Annotated in this window: 15 protein-coding genes; 11 read left to right on the forward strand and 4 right to left on the reverse strand. The window is 73.9% G+C overall.

Annotation, left to right across the window (positions count from 1 at the left end; genetic code table 11):
• Positions 1 to 110: 110 nt before the first annotated feature.
• From ACSHWO_RS31720 to ACSHWO_RS31730, 3 genes are all read left to right on the forward strand, one after another.
• Positions 111 to 1076, forward strand: a complete 966-nt coding sequence (locus ACSHWO_RS31720) for a TIGR03557 family F420-dependent LLM class oxidoreductase (RefSeq protein ID WP_438317451.1) — start codon at positions 111 to 113, stop codon at positions 1074 to 1076.
• 156 nt (positions 1077 to 1232) lie between these two features.
• Complete coding sequence (locus ACSHWO_RS31725; RefSeq protein ID WP_385805772.1) at positions 1233 to 1793, forward strand: hypothetical protein; 561 nt, start codon at positions 1233 to 1235, stop codon at positions 1791 to 1793.
• Complete coding sequence (locus ACSHWO_RS31730; protein WP_385805770.1) at positions 1790 to 2404, forward strand: hypothetical protein; 615 nt, start codon at positions 1790 to 1792, stop codon at positions 2402 to 2404. The genes ACSHWO_RS31725 and ACSHWO_RS31730 overlap by 4 nt, the downstream gene beginning before the upstream one ends.
• Before the next feature lie 105 nt (positions 2405 to 2509).
• Here ACSHWO_RS31730 and ACSHWO_RS31735 read toward each other — a convergent pair whose 3' ends face one another.
• The 3 genes from ACSHWO_RS31735 to ACSHWO_RS31745 all read right to left on the reverse strand — a co-directional run bounded on the left by ACSHWO_RS31735 (position 2510) and on the right by ACSHWO_RS31745 (position 6415).
• A complete protein-coding gene (locus ACSHWO_RS31735; RefSeq protein WP_438317455.1) occupies positions 2510 to 4828 on the reverse strand; it encodes an immune inhibitor A domain-containing protein in 2319 nt (772 codons plus the stop codon).
• Between the two features lie 162 nt (positions 4829 to 4990).
• Positions 4991 to 5662: a CatB-related O-acetyltransferase gene (locus ACSHWO_RS31740; protein ID WP_438317458.1), complete on the reverse strand. Its 672-nt coding sequence runs from the start codon at positions 5660 to 5662 to the stop codon at positions 4991 to 4993.
• A 129-nt stretch (positions 5663 to 5791) separates the two neighbouring features.
• Positions 5792 to 6415, reverse strand: coding sequence for a hypothetical protein (locus tag ACSHWO_RS31745; RefSeq protein ID WP_438317461.1), 624 nt, complete (start codon positions 6413 to 6415; stop codon positions 5792 to 5794).
• Between the two features lie 425 nt (positions 6416 to 6840).
• Here ACSHWO_RS31745 and ACSHWO_RS31750 point away from each other — a divergent pair, with 425 nt between their 5' ends.
• The 6 genes from ACSHWO_RS31750 (at position 6841) to ACSHWO_RS31775 (ending at position 10153) form a co-directional block, all read left to right on the forward strand.
• Positions 6841 to 7008 (forward strand): hypothetical protein, encoded by a 168-nt coding sequence (locus ACSHWO_RS31750; protein WP_385805764.1) that lies wholly within the window; start codon positions 6841 to 6843, stop codon positions 7006 to 7008.
• Positions 7005 to 7322 carry a hypothetical protein gene (locus ACSHWO_RS31755; protein ID WP_361086793.1) on the forward strand — a complete coding sequence of 106 codons (318 nt, stop codon included), beginning with the start codon at positions 7005 to 7007 and terminating at the stop codon, positions 7320 to 7322. Before ACSHWO_RS31750 ends, ACSHWO_RS31755 begins: the two co-directional genes overlap by 4 nt.
• A 204-nt stretch (positions 7323 to 7526) precedes the next feature.
• Positions 7527 to 8096: an NUDIX hydrolase gene (locus tag ACSHWO_RS31760; protein ID WP_438317465.1), complete on the forward strand. Its 570-nt coding sequence runs from the start codon at positions 7527 to 7529 to the stop codon at positions 8094 to 8096.
• A gap of 187 nt (positions 8097 to 8283) precedes the next feature.
• On the forward strand, positions 8284 to 8946 hold the full coding sequence (locus ACSHWO_RS31765) for a lysophospholipid acyltransferase family protein (protein ID WP_361086799.1): 663 nt from the start codon (positions 8284 to 8286) through the stop codon (positions 8944 to 8946).
• 296 nt (positions 8947 to 9242) lie between these two features.
• On the forward strand, positions 9243 to 9617 hold the full coding sequence (locus ACSHWO_RS31770; protein ID WP_438317469.1) for a hypothetical protein: 375 nt from the start codon (positions 9243 to 9245) through the stop codon (positions 9615 to 9617).
• A gap of 188 nt (positions 9618 to 9805) precedes the next feature.
• The gene (locus ACSHWO_RS31775; RefSeq protein ID WP_360627250.1) at positions 9806 to 10153 is read left to right on the forward strand and encodes an ArsR/SmtB family transcription factor; all 348 of its coding nucleotides are present in this window, start codon (positions 9806 to 9808) and stop codon (positions 10151 to 10153) included.
• A gap of 129 nt (positions 10154 to 10282) precedes the next feature.
• Here ACSHWO_RS31775 and ACSHWO_RS31780 read toward each other — a convergent pair whose 3' ends face one another.
• Positions 10283 to 10966, reverse strand: a complete 684-nt coding sequence (locus ACSHWO_RS31780) for a class I SAM-dependent methyltransferase (protein WP_438317472.1) — start codon at positions 10964 to 10966, stop codon at positions 10283 to 10285.
• Positions 10967 to 11255: 289 nt separating this feature from the next.
• On the opposite strand from ACSHWO_RS31780, the gene ACSHWO_RS31785 reads away from it, so the two are divergent.
• Positions 11256 to 12746 carry a glycoside hydrolase family 18 protein gene (locus ACSHWO_RS31785; RefSeq protein WP_438317475.1) on the forward strand — a complete coding sequence of 497 codons (1491 nt, stop codon included), beginning with the start codon at positions 11256 to 11258 and terminating at the stop codon, positions 12744 to 12746.
• A gap of 161 nt (positions 12747 to 12907) precedes the next feature.
• On the forward strand, positions 12908 to 15088 hold the full coding sequence (locus ACSHWO_RS31790) for a SpoIIE family protein phosphatase (protein ID WP_438317478.1): 2181 nt from the start codon (positions 12908 to 12910) through the stop codon (positions 15086 to 15088).
• The last annotated feature ends 48 nt before the right edge of the window (positions 15089 to 15136 follow it).

Raw genomic sequence — 15136 nt, forward strand, 5'->3', positions numbered from 1 at the left:
CCTCGACGGTATCCCGGGTGCCCGCACGTGTCCCGGCCGGCGGGCCGGGAGCTGGACCCGGGCGCCGGCCGTCCGGGTTTGGATCCGGCCGGAGGGGTCAGACGCCGCGCATGGTGCGCATCGGATACACGATGATGACCGAACAGGCCGGTCCCCGCGCCCTCGTCGAGCACCTGGTGGGCGCCGAGGAGGCCGGGTTCGACTTCTCCGTCATCTCCGACCACTTCTTCCCCTGGCTAGACGAGCAGGGGCACGCGCCGTACGCGTGGAGCGTCCTCGGCGCCGCCGCGCAGGCCACCGAGCGCATCCCGCTGATGACGTACGTGACCTGCCCGACGTACCGCTACCACCCGGCCGTCGTCGCGCAGAAGGCGGCGACGGTGCAACTGCTGTCGCAGGGGCGGTTCCGCCTCGGCCTCGGCTCGGGCGAGAACCTCAACGAGCACGTCGTCGGCGCCGGCTGGCCCGCCCCCCGGGTCAGGATCGACCGCTTGGAGGAGGCCGCGGCCGTCATCCGTCGGCTGCTGGCCGGGGAGACCGTCGACCACGACGGCCCGCACTTCCACGTGGACCACGCCCGGCTGTGGGACCTGCCCGACCCGCCCCCGCCGATCGGGATCGCGGTGTCCGGCCCCCGCTCCTGCGCCGTGGCCGGCCGCCTCGCCGACCTGGTCATCGCGATCGAGCCGAAGCGGGAACTGCTGGACGCCTTCGACCGGCACGGCGGCGCGGGCAAGCCGCGCGTCGGCCAGGTGCCCGTCTGCCACGACCCCGACCGCGATGCCGCCGTGGCCCGCGCACACGAGCAGTTCCGCTGGTCGCAGACGGGCTGGCCGGTCAACGCCGAACTGCGCGGTCCCGCCGGGTTCGCCCGGGCGGCGGAGGCGGTGCGGCCCGAGGACCTGGCGAAGGCCATCCCCTGTGGAACGGACGTCGAGGCGTTCACCGCGGCGGTCCGGCCGTACGTGGACGCGGGGTTCGACGAGGTCGCCCTCGTCCAGATCGGCGGCGCTCACCAGCAGCCCTTCCTCGACTGGGCCCGCACCGACCTCCTCCCCGCCCTGCGGGAGCTGTGAACGGCCTTCGTGACGATCGAGGTGGCGACCAGGGCTACCACGCCCGCCCGGGCCGCTACCGCGGTCCGCCCGGATCCTGATCCCGGGTGCGGAGTTTGAGCGCAGGAGACAGGGGCAGGCGCGGGCCAGCTCCCACGGATGGCCCTGGAGGCCGAGATGTCAACAGCAACCCTCGTCGCCATCATCGTCCTGTGCGTCATCGTGCTCGTCCTGATCGGTGTCGGACTGTGGGCGGTGTCGAGGCGGCGCCACCTCAAGCAGCGCTTCGGACCCGAGTACGAGCGCACCGTCGAGGAAACGGGCGGACGGCTCACCGCCGAGCGCGAACTGCGCAGCCGCGAACGGCGGCACGACGCCCTGCAGGTACGGGAGCTGCCGCCGGACCTGAGGCAGCAGTACGCCGCGGACTGGAGCCGCGTGCAGGAGCGCTTCGTCGACCGGCCCGAGAGCGCGGTATCCGAAGCCGACTCCCTGGTCACCCGCCTGATGCACGAGCGCGGCTACCCCACGGAGGGCTACGAGCAGCAGCTGCAGGACCTGTCCGTGGAGCACGGCCGCACCCTTGAGCACTACCGCAACGCCCACGAGGTCCAGGCCCGCGGCGGTGGGCACGCCACCACCGAGGAGCTGCGCGGGGCGATGGTGCACTACCGCGCCCTGTTCGACGAACTCCTGGCGGCGCCCTCGGGCGCGGGCAGCCGGACGGAGGAGACATGAAGCACGACGAGACCACCGCACCCCGCGAGGGGCTGACCACCGAAGAACTCGCCCGTCCGCGGATGGACGCCGACGCCGACCCCGACACCGCGGAGACCACCGAGGACAGGCCCGCCTACCCGGGCGACGCGATCCCGGTGGACGACGGGAGCGGCACCGGCGCACGGGAGGACCTCCAGGGGGACGGGGGCCGTCCGGACCCGGCGGACACGAGCGGCCTGACGGCGGCGTCGGCGCGGACGGACGCCATGGACGAAGCGGACCGGGAGGGCCGGGAGGGCCGGGAAGCCGAGGCGGAAGCGGACACGGACACGACCGGAGCCGGCACCGCCGAACCGGACGAGACGCCCCTGATGCCGGAGTCGGAGGCCGCGGACTTCCGCGAGCAGTGGAGCCGGATCCAGGCGGACTTCGTCGACGACCCCAAGGAGTCCGTCCGCGCCGCGGACGGCCTGGTCGCGGCCGTCATGCAGCACCTGGCCGGTACCTTCGCCTCCCACAAGGAGGACCTGGAGCAGCAGTGGAGCCGCGGCGGTGAGGTCGCCACCGAGGACCTCCGCCTCGCCCTCCAGCGCTACCGCTCCTTCTTCAACCGTCTGCTGAGCACCTGACCGCGGCTGGGGCCTCCACGCACACGTCCCGGGCCGTCCGCCCCACCCACCGGGGGGCGGACGGCCCGCACGCGCACCCGTACCCGGCCGCTTCCGGCGACACGCTTACGGTGACGGGCTGACCTGGACGGTGGTGAGCGCGCCGCCCGAGGCCTCCTTGACCACCGCGATCCGCGTCCCGGTGTCCGGGACCTTGACCCCGACCTGCGGGAGTTCGGGGTTCCAGTACGACCCGCGGCGGTCGTCGAAGACGGGTACGCCCGGCCGTGACGGGACCACCGTGGCCGTGCCCGCCCGGTGCAGGACGATCCGGTCGCTCGCCCGCAGCGAGAACGGCGCGTCGAAGGTTTGTGCGCGGGCGTTCAGCAGTGAACCGTCCCCGTGCCGCAGCGGCTCCGGGCGTGCGTCGACGGGCAGCAGCAGTCCGGCCCCCGGGTGGGCCCTGGTGGTGTTGTCGCTGTAGGCGGTGTCCCACAGCCAGATCAGCACCCCCTGCTGGTACGGGTAGAACTCCACCTGGTCGCCGGTGAACCCGAAGTTGTACGGCCCGGTCCGCAGCTGCTTGCCGTAGCCGGTGTAGCGGCGGTTCTCGACCAGGTAGGCGCGCGGGTGCCGCTCGCTGCCCGTACGGCCTTCGGTGCGCGACCACTTGACCGCGCCCCAGCCGTTCGCGCCCTGCTCCGCCCCGTCGCGCAGCAGCTCGCGGGCGCCGCCGTCGGCGGTGATCCGGATGTCGTCGAAGGTGACGCCCTTGCCGTGGGTGTTGCCGTCGGACGTCACGCGCAGCCGCAGCTGGACGCCGTGCCCCGCGAACCGGTCCAGCGGAACGCCGATCTCCGCCCAGCCGCCCGACGTCCCGGACACGCCCTTCGGCGGGATCGCGGCTCCGTTCACCGTGCCGGGCAGGACCGACCAGGAGGCGCCGCCGTCCGTGGAGGCCTCCACCGTCAGGAAGTCGAAGTCCTGCTCGATGTCGTACCAGACGCGGGCGTCCAGCCGGGCGGGCCCGGCCGTGCCGGTGAGGTCGACCGTCCGGGACAGGGTGTTGTCCATGAGGTCGCCGGTGCCGCTCCACCACTGGCTGCCGCCCTCGTACGGGTCGGTCAGCTCGGTCCGCGTCTCCGACGGCGGCAGGTGCACCAGCAGGGCCTGCGGGTCCTCGGTGTTGTAGCCCGACACTCCCAGCACGGCCCGCGTCCTGCGACCCGCGTCGGCCTCCGTGTACTCCAGCCAGCCCAGCTGGAGCTTGCTCCACGGGTCGAGGTCGCCCGGGAAGGCGCCGGTGGTGTTGCGGCCCCTGGCCAGGTACGAGCCCGAGGACATCAGCGACCAGAAGTTGACGCCGTTGTCGCCGTCCGAGCTGTACAGGTCGGGGAGCCCCAGGTCGTGCCCGAACTCGTGGGCGAAGAGCCCCGCCCCGCTGTTCTCGCCCGCGGTGAGGTAGTCGCCGGCCCAGATGCCGGAGTCGCCGACGGGGGTGCCGCCGGCCTTGTTCCCCTCGGGGCCCGCACTGCCGGCCTGGTTCCAGTACGCGAACCAGCGGTGGGCCCAGACCGCGTCCTTGCCCTGGGCGCCGCCGCCCCACGTCTGGTCCTTGCCGGCGTGTACGACGACCAGGTGGTCGAGGTAGCCGTCCGGCTCGTCGAAGTTCCCGTCGTGGTCGGCGTCGTAGCGGTCCCACACGTCGTACTCGGCGAGCTGCGCCTTGATCTGCTCGGGCGTACGGCCCTTGGCGCGCTCGGCGTCGTACCAGGCGGCGGTGGCGTCGCGGATCATGTCCCAGTTGGTGCGGCACTGGCCGGGCTCGGAGCAGTTGTCGGTGCCGTAGCGGGCCTCGTTCCAGGGCAGGCGGACCCAGTCGGAGACGTAGCCGTCCATGTCGTACCGGCCGGAGGACTGGAGCCGGTAGTAGGCCCGCAGGGACGCGGACTCGGCCTCCGTGGAGAAGAACTGCCGTTCGTAGGAGGCCCGGTCGAAGTCCTTGCGCCACAGGGTGTGGTTGTCGTCGGGGGCGGGCTTCGGGATGGTGTTGTGGCGGGGGCCGGGTGTGCCGCCGAAGCGGGGCCTGCCCTCGAACTCGGTGGTGGTGTCCACCCGGTCGCCGAACTCGGCGAGGATGACGAACACCTTGTCCTTGCGCTCCTGGGCGAGTTCGACGTATCGCTTGCCGACCTGGGCCCGGCGCGGGAGCGTTCCGTCGGCCTCCGCCCGCAGACCTGCGGGACCGCCGGCGGCGACCTGTTCCAGTGCCTGCCGGCGCAGGGCCTGCCGCTGGAGCTCCAGGGGTGCGGGCGGGGGCGCGGGGGCGTGTTCGGCGTGCTGGGCCGGCCCGGCGGACGGCGCGGGAGGGGCCGGCCGGGGTGGCGGCGCGGTGGCGGCGAGCGCGGGGGTGGCGAGGAGCGCGAACGATATCGCGGCTCCCACCACGGCGAGTCTGCGCAACGTGACGGCCTTTCACTGGGTCGGGAAGGCTGGAGGAAGCGCGGGTAATATTTCACATGTCACAGTTGATGGGTAGGGGGTGTGGCGAACCGCCCGCCGGCGCCTGTCGTACCGCGGGGCGGGGGAACAGCGGGGGAGGGACCGTCAGATACCGCTCTGCCGGCGCTCGTCCGAGGCGCCGGGGGCGGCCGCCTCCAGGTCGTCGATGCTGCCGGACATGACCGTCCGCAGGTGCCGGGTCAGGTGGTCACCGGGCCAGTCCCACCAGGCCACCGCAAGCAGCCGCGCGATGTCCGGCCCGCTGTGGCGGCGGCGGATGAGCCGCGCCGGATTGCCGCCGACGATGGCGTAGTCGGGGACGTCGTCGACGACGACGGAACCGGCGGCGATGATCGCGCCGTGGCCGATCCGCACCCCCGGCATGACGGTGACGCCGTGGCCGAACCAGACGTCGTGCCCCACGACGGTGTCCCCGCGGCCCGGGAGGCCGGTGATCAGGTCGAAGTGCTCGGCCCAGCCGCCGCCCATGATGGGGAACGGGAAGGTCGAGGGGCCGTCCATGCGGTGGTTCGCGCCGTTCATGATGAACCGCACGCCGGTGCCCAGCGCGCAGAACTTCCCGATGACGAGCCTCTCCGGACCGTAGTGGTACAGCACGTTCCGGCTCTCGAAGTCGGTCGCCGCGTCCGGGTCGTCGTAGTACGAGTACGCCCCCACCTCGATCAGCGGGGACGCCACCAGCGGCTTCAGCAGCACCACGCGGGGCTGCCCGGGCACGGGGTGCAGCACGGACGGGTCGGGCACGGCGGCAACCACTCCTGCACCACTCCAGACGGTGTGACGGAACACGGGGACAGCCCGCCCATGATCGCACCCCGCGCACCCCGCGCACCCCGCGCACCCCGCGCGCCCGGACCGCCGACCCGCCGTCGCCGCCGGCGGCGATCAGTGGTCCGCGGGGCGAACCGCAGGACCGAGCACCGTCCGCATGGCCGCGGCGGACACGGCCGAGGTGTACACCACCGACGCCGTCACCACGCCCCCGCCCGGCCCGAGGTCCAGGCGGACCGCCGGGCTGAGGTGCAGGACCACGTCGAGCGTCGCCTCGGCGGAGCAGGCCACCGCGGCCGGCTCGCCCGGAACACGGCGCGGTCCGCGGCCGGGGACGGTCCGCACGGCGGGAGCCGCCGAACGGACCGCGGAGCGGGGCACGGACACCTCCCCGAAGAACCCGGTCCGCAGCACCAGGTCCGGTCCCCGCACCTCGTGCGGGGACCGGAACAGCGCCGCGGCGGCCCCCAGCCCGGCGAGGACCAGCACGGCTTCGAGCGCGGCGTGCACGCCCCGCACGGCCGGCGGCAGCATGGACGACACGACGAACGCCAGGACGAGTTCCGTCACGACCAGCGCCAGCAGCACCTGCCGCAGCCCCGCCGAATGCGCGACCCCCGCCCCCCGAGGACGCGCCCGCCGGGCGGGTACCAGCGCGGCCCCCCAGATCCGCAGGACCCCCGCCCTCCCCGGACGCTGCGTCACGCTCCCCTGCACGACCCCCTCCACCGTGCCCACCGGCTCCCCCTTCCCTCCCCTTCCGGTTCCCGACCACCCCAGCGTCACCGGAAGACCGGACGCACGGCAGTGAGGTTTGTCAGCAATGACCCGTGCATCCTGCACACCGTGCGGCGGGGCCGGCCCGTTCCCGCAGGGGCACGAGGGGTGTCAGGCGGCGTGGGAGGAACCGCGAAGACCGTGAGGAAGCCGGAGTACACCGAGGTCTTCAAGGACCGGACGCTGTCCGTCCCCACGCCCGCCCTCGGCGACAGGAAGGCCGAGCTGTCGTACCACGTGCGGTCCCTGAGGCTCGGGACCCCGTTCGCGAAGTCGCCCGGGCCCTCGCCGGAAGCGTGCCGGCAGGCGGTGCATACCGCGCCGCTCCCGACCGGGATCCCCCACACCACCCTCACCACCAAGGCGTCGCCGCTGGCAAGGGGGACGTGCTGTGCACGGTCACCTCCGAGGGCAACCTGGCCCGGTTCGAGCTGACCGGGGTCCGGCAGACCGGCAGCCCCGTCGACCCGCCGGCGTTCTCGGGCAACCTCACCCTGTGGAAGGTCTCGGGTTGGCCCCGGCCCGGCCGTCCGCGCCATAAGCTCGCCTGGTGACGGAGAACGAGATCAAGCTGAAGGCCATCGCCGCGCTCACCGCCCTGCGCTCCGGGGCCGACACGGCGTTCGTCTCCGACCTGCTGGCGGAGGTCGTGCCGACGCAGTTCGCCGTCCCGGCCGACGCGACGGCGCAGGAGGTCGGCCAAGCGGTGATCGAGCAGATGTCGGAGCCGCTGAGCGCGCTGGTGAACGGGTTCATCCTGGCCTTCGACGCGCTCGCCGACGCACACGACAGCGTCGACCCGGAGGCGAGCACGGAGCAGATCCTCCAGGACCTCGCGCTCGCCCTGGCCCGGGAGGACACCGGCTGAGCGCGTCCGCCCGGCCCCGCGCGGGTGCATCCGTACGGCGCCCGCCGGGCGAAGTAACGTCCGGATCCCCTGCTCCAGTCGGCGGAGCAGGGGTCCGCTCCTCCTGCGCACGGCCCGCCGGGCACGGAACGCCGCACGGCCGTGCCCGGCGGGCGGACCCCCCTCCGCCCGCCCCCTGGCCGACGGTGAACCGATACTGACGCCATGACACCTTCCGTGGATGCCGCAGGCCCCCTCGCCGACGGCCCGCCGCCGCCCGTCCCGTTCGCCCGCATCAAGGTCCGTACGGGAGCCCTCGTCTTCTGCGGCGACGAACTGGCCCTGATCCGCCGGGACCGCCCCGCCTCCGCCCTCTACACGCTGCCCGGCGGCAACGTCGAGGACGGTGAGGACCTCACCGCGGCCCTGCACCGGGAACTCGCCGAGGAACTCGCCCTCGACGTCCGCCTGGCCGAGGGCGGCGACCTGATGTGGGTCGTCGACCAGCGGATCACCCGGCCCGGCCCCACTCCGCCGCCCCGCAAGCTCCACCTGCTGCACCGTTTCCACATCACCCCGGAGGTACGGGCCGCCCTCGCGGCACAGGAGGCGGACGAACTCCCCGACGGCACCACCGACATCGGCGTCGTCGAGTGGATCGACTACCGGGAGGCGGCCTCGCTGCCGCTCTTCCCGCCCGTCGGGCCCGCCCTCGCGACCCTCCCCGACCCCCGTGCGGTCGTCACCGATGCCGCACTGCCGCCCGTCACCGACCACGACCACACCTGGATCTGACGCACCGGGACGGGCCGCAGGGGCCGCACCGGGGCGGCGGCGCGCGGCGCGGGGCGGGGTGACCGCGGCCGGCGTCGGCGCGTTGCCTGGGTACGGTGCACGCCCGGACCTGAGTAGGAACGCTCAGGCCAGCCGCCGAGCAGGCGCCGACCATGGTGAACACCACCGCTCGGAACGGGAGATCCCCATGCTCAGCCGCCTCGCCGACGTTCTCGTGCCCGTGTTCGGGCGCCTCCGCGTGACCGCGGACCGCGACGCCGTCTTCGCGCCGGGCAGCGTGCTCGCCGCCAACCACACCTCCCTCGCCGACCCCGCCATCGTCCTCGCCGCGCTGCGCCGCCTCGGCGTGGAGCCCGTCGTCATGGCCGCCGCCGGGCTCTGGCGCGTACCCGTCCTCGGACGCTCCCTCGCCCGCGAGGGCCACATCCCGGTGTACCGCCGGTCCCGGCGGGCCGCGGACGCCCTCGACCTCGCCGAGGCCGCCCTGCGGGAGGGCCGGCTGGTCCTCCTGTACGCCGAAGGCGGCATCCCGGAGCGCCGGGACGCCGCGGAGGCCGCGCCCGGGGCCTTCCGCAGCGGACTGTCCCGGCTCGCCGAACGCACCGGCGCCCCCGTCGTGCCGATCGGCCAGGCCGGAGCCCGCCGGGTCACCTCGGGGAGCACCGCGAAGCAGGTCGCGGGCCTCGTCACGGCCCCGCTGCGCCGCCCGGACCTGCACGTCCACGTCGGCGCCCCCGTCCACCTGAGCGGGGACGGTTCCGCCCGCACCCGGCAGGCGCACCACGCGGTCACGGAGGCCTGGCGCACGGCCGCCGCGCACCTCGACGAGCCCGCCGCCCTTGCCGCATAGGCCGTGTGGCCTGCGATGGTCGCCCCTCCGGCCGAAAAGAATCGTCCTCCGTTCGACGGGTCCTGTGGTGCGGTCCTCACGGCCCGCGCCGGGCCGGGCCTCCGAGGAGGCCCGTCGTCGTGGGACGCCCTGCGGACCGCCGGCCGCGGCAGCTTCGCTGCCCCGGCCGCCCCGCGCCAGGCGATCATTTTGCGCCGAATCCGAGGTTCCGCCCGTTCGGCGGCCGCCGCTCGGTAGCGTCCCGTTACGGAAGATCCGGTGCCGGTAACGGCAGAGCGCAGACGAGAGGTACGGCCATGGCCAACGTGGAAGTTTCACTGAAGGAAGCGATGACCTCGATCGACGGGGTGCTGGGCGTGGCCCTGGTGGACTACACCAGCGGAATGGCCCTCGGCACGCTCGGGGGCAGCAAGGACCTGGACCTCGCCGTCGCCGCGGCGGGCAACACGGACGTCATCCGGGCCAAGGTCCGCACCATGGAGATGCTGGGACTCCAGGACGAGATCGAGGACCTGCTGATCACCCTCGGGAACCAGTACCACCTGATCCGGGTGCTGAAGAGCCGCAGCGGCTCCGGTCTGTTCCTCTACCTCGTGCTGGACAAGGCCCGTTCCAACCTGGCCATGGCCCGTCACCAGTTGCGCCGCATCGAGGCGGATCTGGAGGTCTAGGCGCACTGCTCCGTCAGGCCCACGCGTGCCCATGAGTTGCAAATTTCTTCAACTCGGCACATCCGAAAACGGTCAACTTCGGTTCCGCGTGGGCCGACAGGGCGGGACGATGGACACGGAGGTCGTCCGGTGGCGGGCGGGCGCGGGACATGGCAACGGGACCGAGGAGCAGCAGGAGCGTCGTGGGAATGCAGGTGCCGCTGTACCAGGCCAAGGCGGAGTTCTTCCGGATGCTCGGCCACCCGGTCCGTATACGCGTGCTGGAACTCCTGCAGGACGGTCCGAAACCGGTCCGCAGCCTGTTGGCCGAGATCGACGTCGAACCGTCGAACCTCTCCCAGCAGCTGGCGGTCCTGCGCCGCTCGGGCATCGTGGTGTCCACCCGCGAAGGGTCCTCGGTGACCTACGCCCTGGCCGGCGTGGAAGTCGCCGACCTGCTGCGGGCGGCGCGCCGCATCCTGACCGAGATGCTGGCCGGGCGCAACGAACTGCTCGCCGAGCTGCGGCAGGTGGAGCCCGACCCCGCGAACACCTGAGGAACGCGAGCGGCACGGCGGGGCGCCGGACCCCGCCGTGCCGCTCGCGCGTCTGCGTGTGTGTGCCTGTGCGCTGCTCCCGGTCGGCCGGGTCCGGCCGTGGCGTTCGGCCCGTCGCGGGGCGGCCGCTCAGCGCGGGGCGGCAGGGCGCCGGGCGTAGCAGAACAGGTGCTCCTCGGGGGCGGCGAGTTCCCCTTCCGGCTCGAACACCGAGACCGCGTGGTGGAGGACCTCCAGCCCGCAGTCCTCGCGCAGCCTGCGCAGGTACTCCTCGGCCGAGAAGCTGGAGACCTCGACCCGGCGCCCCATCCACTCGATCTCGATGCCGTCGACGTCGACCGGCACGGTGGCCGACACGAGGTACCCGCCGGGCGCCAGCCAGCCGGCCATCCGCTCCAACGCCGCCGACGCCTCCGCCCGGCTCATCATCAGCAGCGGGAAGAAGGCGCAGACGGCGTCGAAGCTCCCCTCCGGTGCACTGAACTCGCGTACGTCGTACTGCTCGAACCGCGCCCCGGGCACCTGCGCCCGGGCCAGTCCGACCATCGCCCCGGACACGTCGATGCCCGTCACGTCACAGCCGGCGCGCACCAGCCGGTCGGCGACGGGCCGTCCGGTCCCGCTGCCGACGTCCAGGACGCGCGCCCCCGGGTCCAGTCGCGCGGACAGCCAGTCCACCGCGGCCAGCTGGGCCGGCAGCCGTCCGAAGGCCCGCTCGTAGTCGACCCCCAGACCGTCGAACAGCTCGGCCGCGGACACCGTCCCCGGCCGCCGTCCGTCCCGCGCCGCGGACCGCTCCTCGTCTCCGTGCACCGCACTCTCCCTTCCCGCTCCGCCATGCCCGACCGAACCACCCCTTCCCCGTGCACCACGGCCGCAGACGTCCGCGGGGCGGTACTGCACCGGGCGGGCCGCGGTCGCCGCCGGGGTGCGGGACCCGAACCTGCGCGGGGGTCGGGAGGGCGGTCGTTAACCCCGGCCGATGCCTTCCTTAAGGGGGCCTCAAGTTCCGGGCCCCAGCGCTCGAACTGGCGTTTTGTCCGATTCCGGATCGCTAGCGTGCTGCCCCGTCCCCCTCCCCGCACCGATGAGGCAGGCAGTCATGACCAGGAACGCACACCGCCGCACCGCCGGCACCAAGGCGAAGGCGGCCGGAGCGCTCGCCCTGACGGCGGCCGTCGCCGGAACCGCGATCGTCCTCACCGGCACCGCCCAGGCGGCCTCCGTGGGCGCCGCCTTCACCCGGTCCAGCAGCTGGGACTCCGGCTACACGGGCCAGTACGTCATCACCAACACCGGCAGCCAGCCGCTGAAGGACTGGACCCTGGAGTTCGAACTGCCCGCCGGTACCACCCTGTCCTCGCTGTGGAACGGCGAACAGACCGTCAGCGGCGGCCACGTCACCGTCAAGCCGCCCCGCTGGGACACCGCCGGCATAGCGCCCGGAGCCTCCGCCACCGTCGGCTTCGTCACCGCGTCCAAGGGGGGAGCCCCGGCCAACCCGACCGGCTGCCTCATCAACAAGGAGAAGTGCTCGCCCGGTTCCGGCCCCACCCCCCTCCCCACGGGCCGCCCCACCACGGCCCCCAGCCCGACCGCCACCGCCCGCCCCACGACCGCCCCCACCCCCACCGCCACGGCAACCGCCACTGCCGGCCCGAAGCCCACCGCCACCGCGACCCGCCCCGGCGGCACCGCGAAGGCGGCCCCGTTCGCCCCGTACGTGGACACCTCGCTCTACCCCGCCTTCGACCTCGTCGGCACCGCCGACCAGACCGGCGTGAAGGAGTTCAACCTGGCCTTCGTCACCTCCGGGGGCGGCTGCAACCCGCTGTGGGGCGGCGTCACCGCCCTCGGCTCCGACCACGTCGCCTCCCAGATCCGGGCCCTGCGGGCCAAGGGCGGCGACGTCCGGGTGTCCTTCGGCGGCGCCGCCGGCTCCGAGCTCGCCCTGGCCTGCTCCTCGGCCGCGGACCTGGCGGCCGCGTACGGCAAGGTCATCGACGCCTACGGGCTGACCAAGGCCGACTTCGACATCGAGGGCGCGGCCCTGCCCGACACCGCCGCGAACACCCGGCGCGCCCAGGCCATCGCGCTGCTCCAGAAGAAGCACCCGGGCCTCAACGTGTCCTTCACCCTGCCCGTCATGCCCGAGGGCCTCACCCAGCCGGGCGTGGACCTGATCGCCAACGCCAAGCGCAACGGCGTGGGCATCGCCGCCGTCAACGTCATGGCGATGGACTACGGGCCGGCGTACAGCGGCGACATGGGCGGCTACGCGATCCAGGCCGCGACCGCGACCCAGGCCCAGATCAAGGGCGTCCTCGGGCTCTCCGACGCCGAGGCCTGGAAGACGGTCGCCGTGACCCCGATGATCGGCGTCAACGACGTGGCCAGCGAGGTGTTCACGGTCGAGGACGCCACCCAGCTGGCCGACTTCGCCCGCAGCAAGGGCCTGGGCTGGCTCTCCATGTGGTCGGGGGCCCGCGACAAGCAGTGCCCCGGCGGCGCCAAGAACCAGGCCGACGCCACCTGCTCGTCCGTCGTGCAGGCCCCGCTCGCCTTCACGAAGGCCTTCGCCGCCGCCCGCTAGACGGCCTGGGCCCGACCGGAGCCCGGCCCGCCCCCACCGCGCCGTTCCGTGTCCGGCCGCCGACGGTCCGTGCCCGTGCGCGGGGCGGGCGGGCTGCCCCGCCCCGCGGCGCGCCCGGGCCGGGCCGAGCGCGCGGCTGGGTCCGGGGCGACCATGGTCACGTGGGAGACAAACCGGTACAGGAGCGGGGTGCCGGCCACCGGCTGATGGAGGAGGCGCTGGTCGAGACCTGCGCCGAGGCCGATGCGTCCATCGGCATGCTCTACCTGCCCGAACCCAGCGGGCGGGTGCTGCACCTGGCGGTGACCGTCGGCGTGGCCCGCGAGTTCGCGGTCCCCTGGGCCCGCGTGGGCATCGACGACCCGGTCCCGGTGGCGGACGCCGTCCGCGAACACCGCCTCGTCTGGCTGGGCGGCCTGGAGGACACGGCCCGCCGCTACCCGCGCGTCGGCCTGGTCGTCCCGTACCGCTTCGCCCTCGCCGCCACCCCGCTGGACGCCTCCCGCACGGCCGCGGAGCGGCCCACGGGCTCGGGTCTGGTGCTGCTGTGGCCCGGCTCGCACGGCCCGGACCTCGGCGACCGGGAGCGGCAGGTGCTGGAATCGGGCGCGCGGCGCCTGGCCGGCGTCCTGCGCCGGGCCGCCGACGAGGGGCGCGCCATCCGGCCGGAGGCCCACCCGGTCATCCTGGCGCCGCGCCCGCCGCCCACCCCCGGACCCGTGGAGGCGGCGGCGGGCCTGGGCTTCATCCGGCGCCTGCCGGGGGGCAGCTGCGCCCTCGACCTGAACGGGAAGGTCACCTTCATCACCGAGCGGGCCGCGGACCTGCTCGGGGAGCCCGTCTCCCGGTTGATCGGCGCCCTCCCGTGGGAGGCGCTGCCGTGGATGGACACCCCCACCGTCGAGGACCACTACCGGGCGGCCATGATCAGCCGGATGCCGCGGAGCTTCCTCGCGGACCACCCGGACGGCCGCCGCCTGCGCTTCGACCTCTACCCGGACGCCAGCGGGCTCAGCGTCCGCATCACCCAGGCCGTGGAGGAGCCGGCGCCCTCGGCGGCCCCGCCCCCGGCCGCCGAGACGGCGCCCTCGCCCAGCCGCGCCCACGCCCTCTACCAGCTGATCCACCTGGCGGCCAGCCTCACCGAGGCCGCCCACGCCCAGGACGTCGTCGACAAGGCCGCCGACCAGCTCGTCCCGGCGCTCGGCGCCCACGCCATGGCCCTGCTGGTCGAGGAGGAGCAGCGCCTGCGCATCGTCGGCTACCGCGGCTACACGGCCGAGCTCATGGCCCGCTTCGACGGGTCCCCCGTCTCCGCCGACACCGCCCGCGCCCACGTACTGCGCACCGGCAACCCGCTGTTCTTCGGCAGTCCGGACGAGCTGCTGGCCGCCTATCCCGCGACCAGGGTCCTGGACGGCATGGCCGCCTGGGCCTTCCTGCCCCTGATCGCCTCCGGTCGTCCCGTCGGCTCCCTCGTCCTCGGCTACTCCCACCCGCGCGCGTTCGCCCCCGGTGAGCGGGCCATCCTGACCGCCATCGCCGGGCCGATCGCCCAGGCCCTGGAGCGGGCCCGGCTGTACGACTCCACCCACCAGCTGGCCCGCAGCCTGCAGACCGGCCTGCTGCCGCGGGTCCTGCCGCAGGTCCCCGGGCTGGAGGTGGCGGCCCGCTACCTGCCCGCGGCGCAGGGCCTCGACATCGGCGGCGACTTCTACGACCTGATCCGCATCGACGACTCCACGGTCGCCGCCGCCATCGGCGACGTGCAGGGCCACAACGTCAACGCCGCCGCCCTGATGGGGCAGGTCCGCACCGCCGTCCACGCCACCGCCGGGGCCCCGCCGGCCGAGGTCCTCGCCCGGACCAACCGGCTGCTGACCGATCTGGAGCCGGGCCTGTTCACCAGCTGCCTGTACGTCCACATCGACTTCACCCGCTGCCGGGCCAGCCTGGCCACCGCGGGCCACCCGCCGCCGCTGCTGCGCCGCGCGGACGGCTCGACCACGGTGCTCGAACTGCCGCCCGGGCTGCTGCTCGGCATCGACCCCGACACCGCGTACACCGCGACCGAGGTCCCCTTCGCGCCCGGCGCCCTCCTCGCCCTGTACACCGACGGGCTGGTCGAAACCCCGGGGAGGGACATCGGGGACGCCATCGGCGAGACGGCGGCACGCCTCACCCGGACCCCGCGGCACGCCTCCCTGGACCTGGTGGCGGACAACCTCATCGGGCACGCCCGGCACGCAGCGCCCCGCAAGGACGACATCGCCCTGCTCCTCCTGAGACATGGGTATGACCGTCCTACTTTTCCCTTGACTTTCAAGATGCGTCCGCAGTAAGTTTACGACTGTCGCAAATTTAGTGCTGTATCTACAGGATGTGAGGAC

Origin of the sequence: Streptomyces pallidus (ex Mingjun et al. 2026), assembly GCF_051550185.1 — a bacterium.
GTDB lineage: Bacteria > Actinomycetota > Actinomycetes > Streptomycetales > Streptomycetaceae > Streptomyces.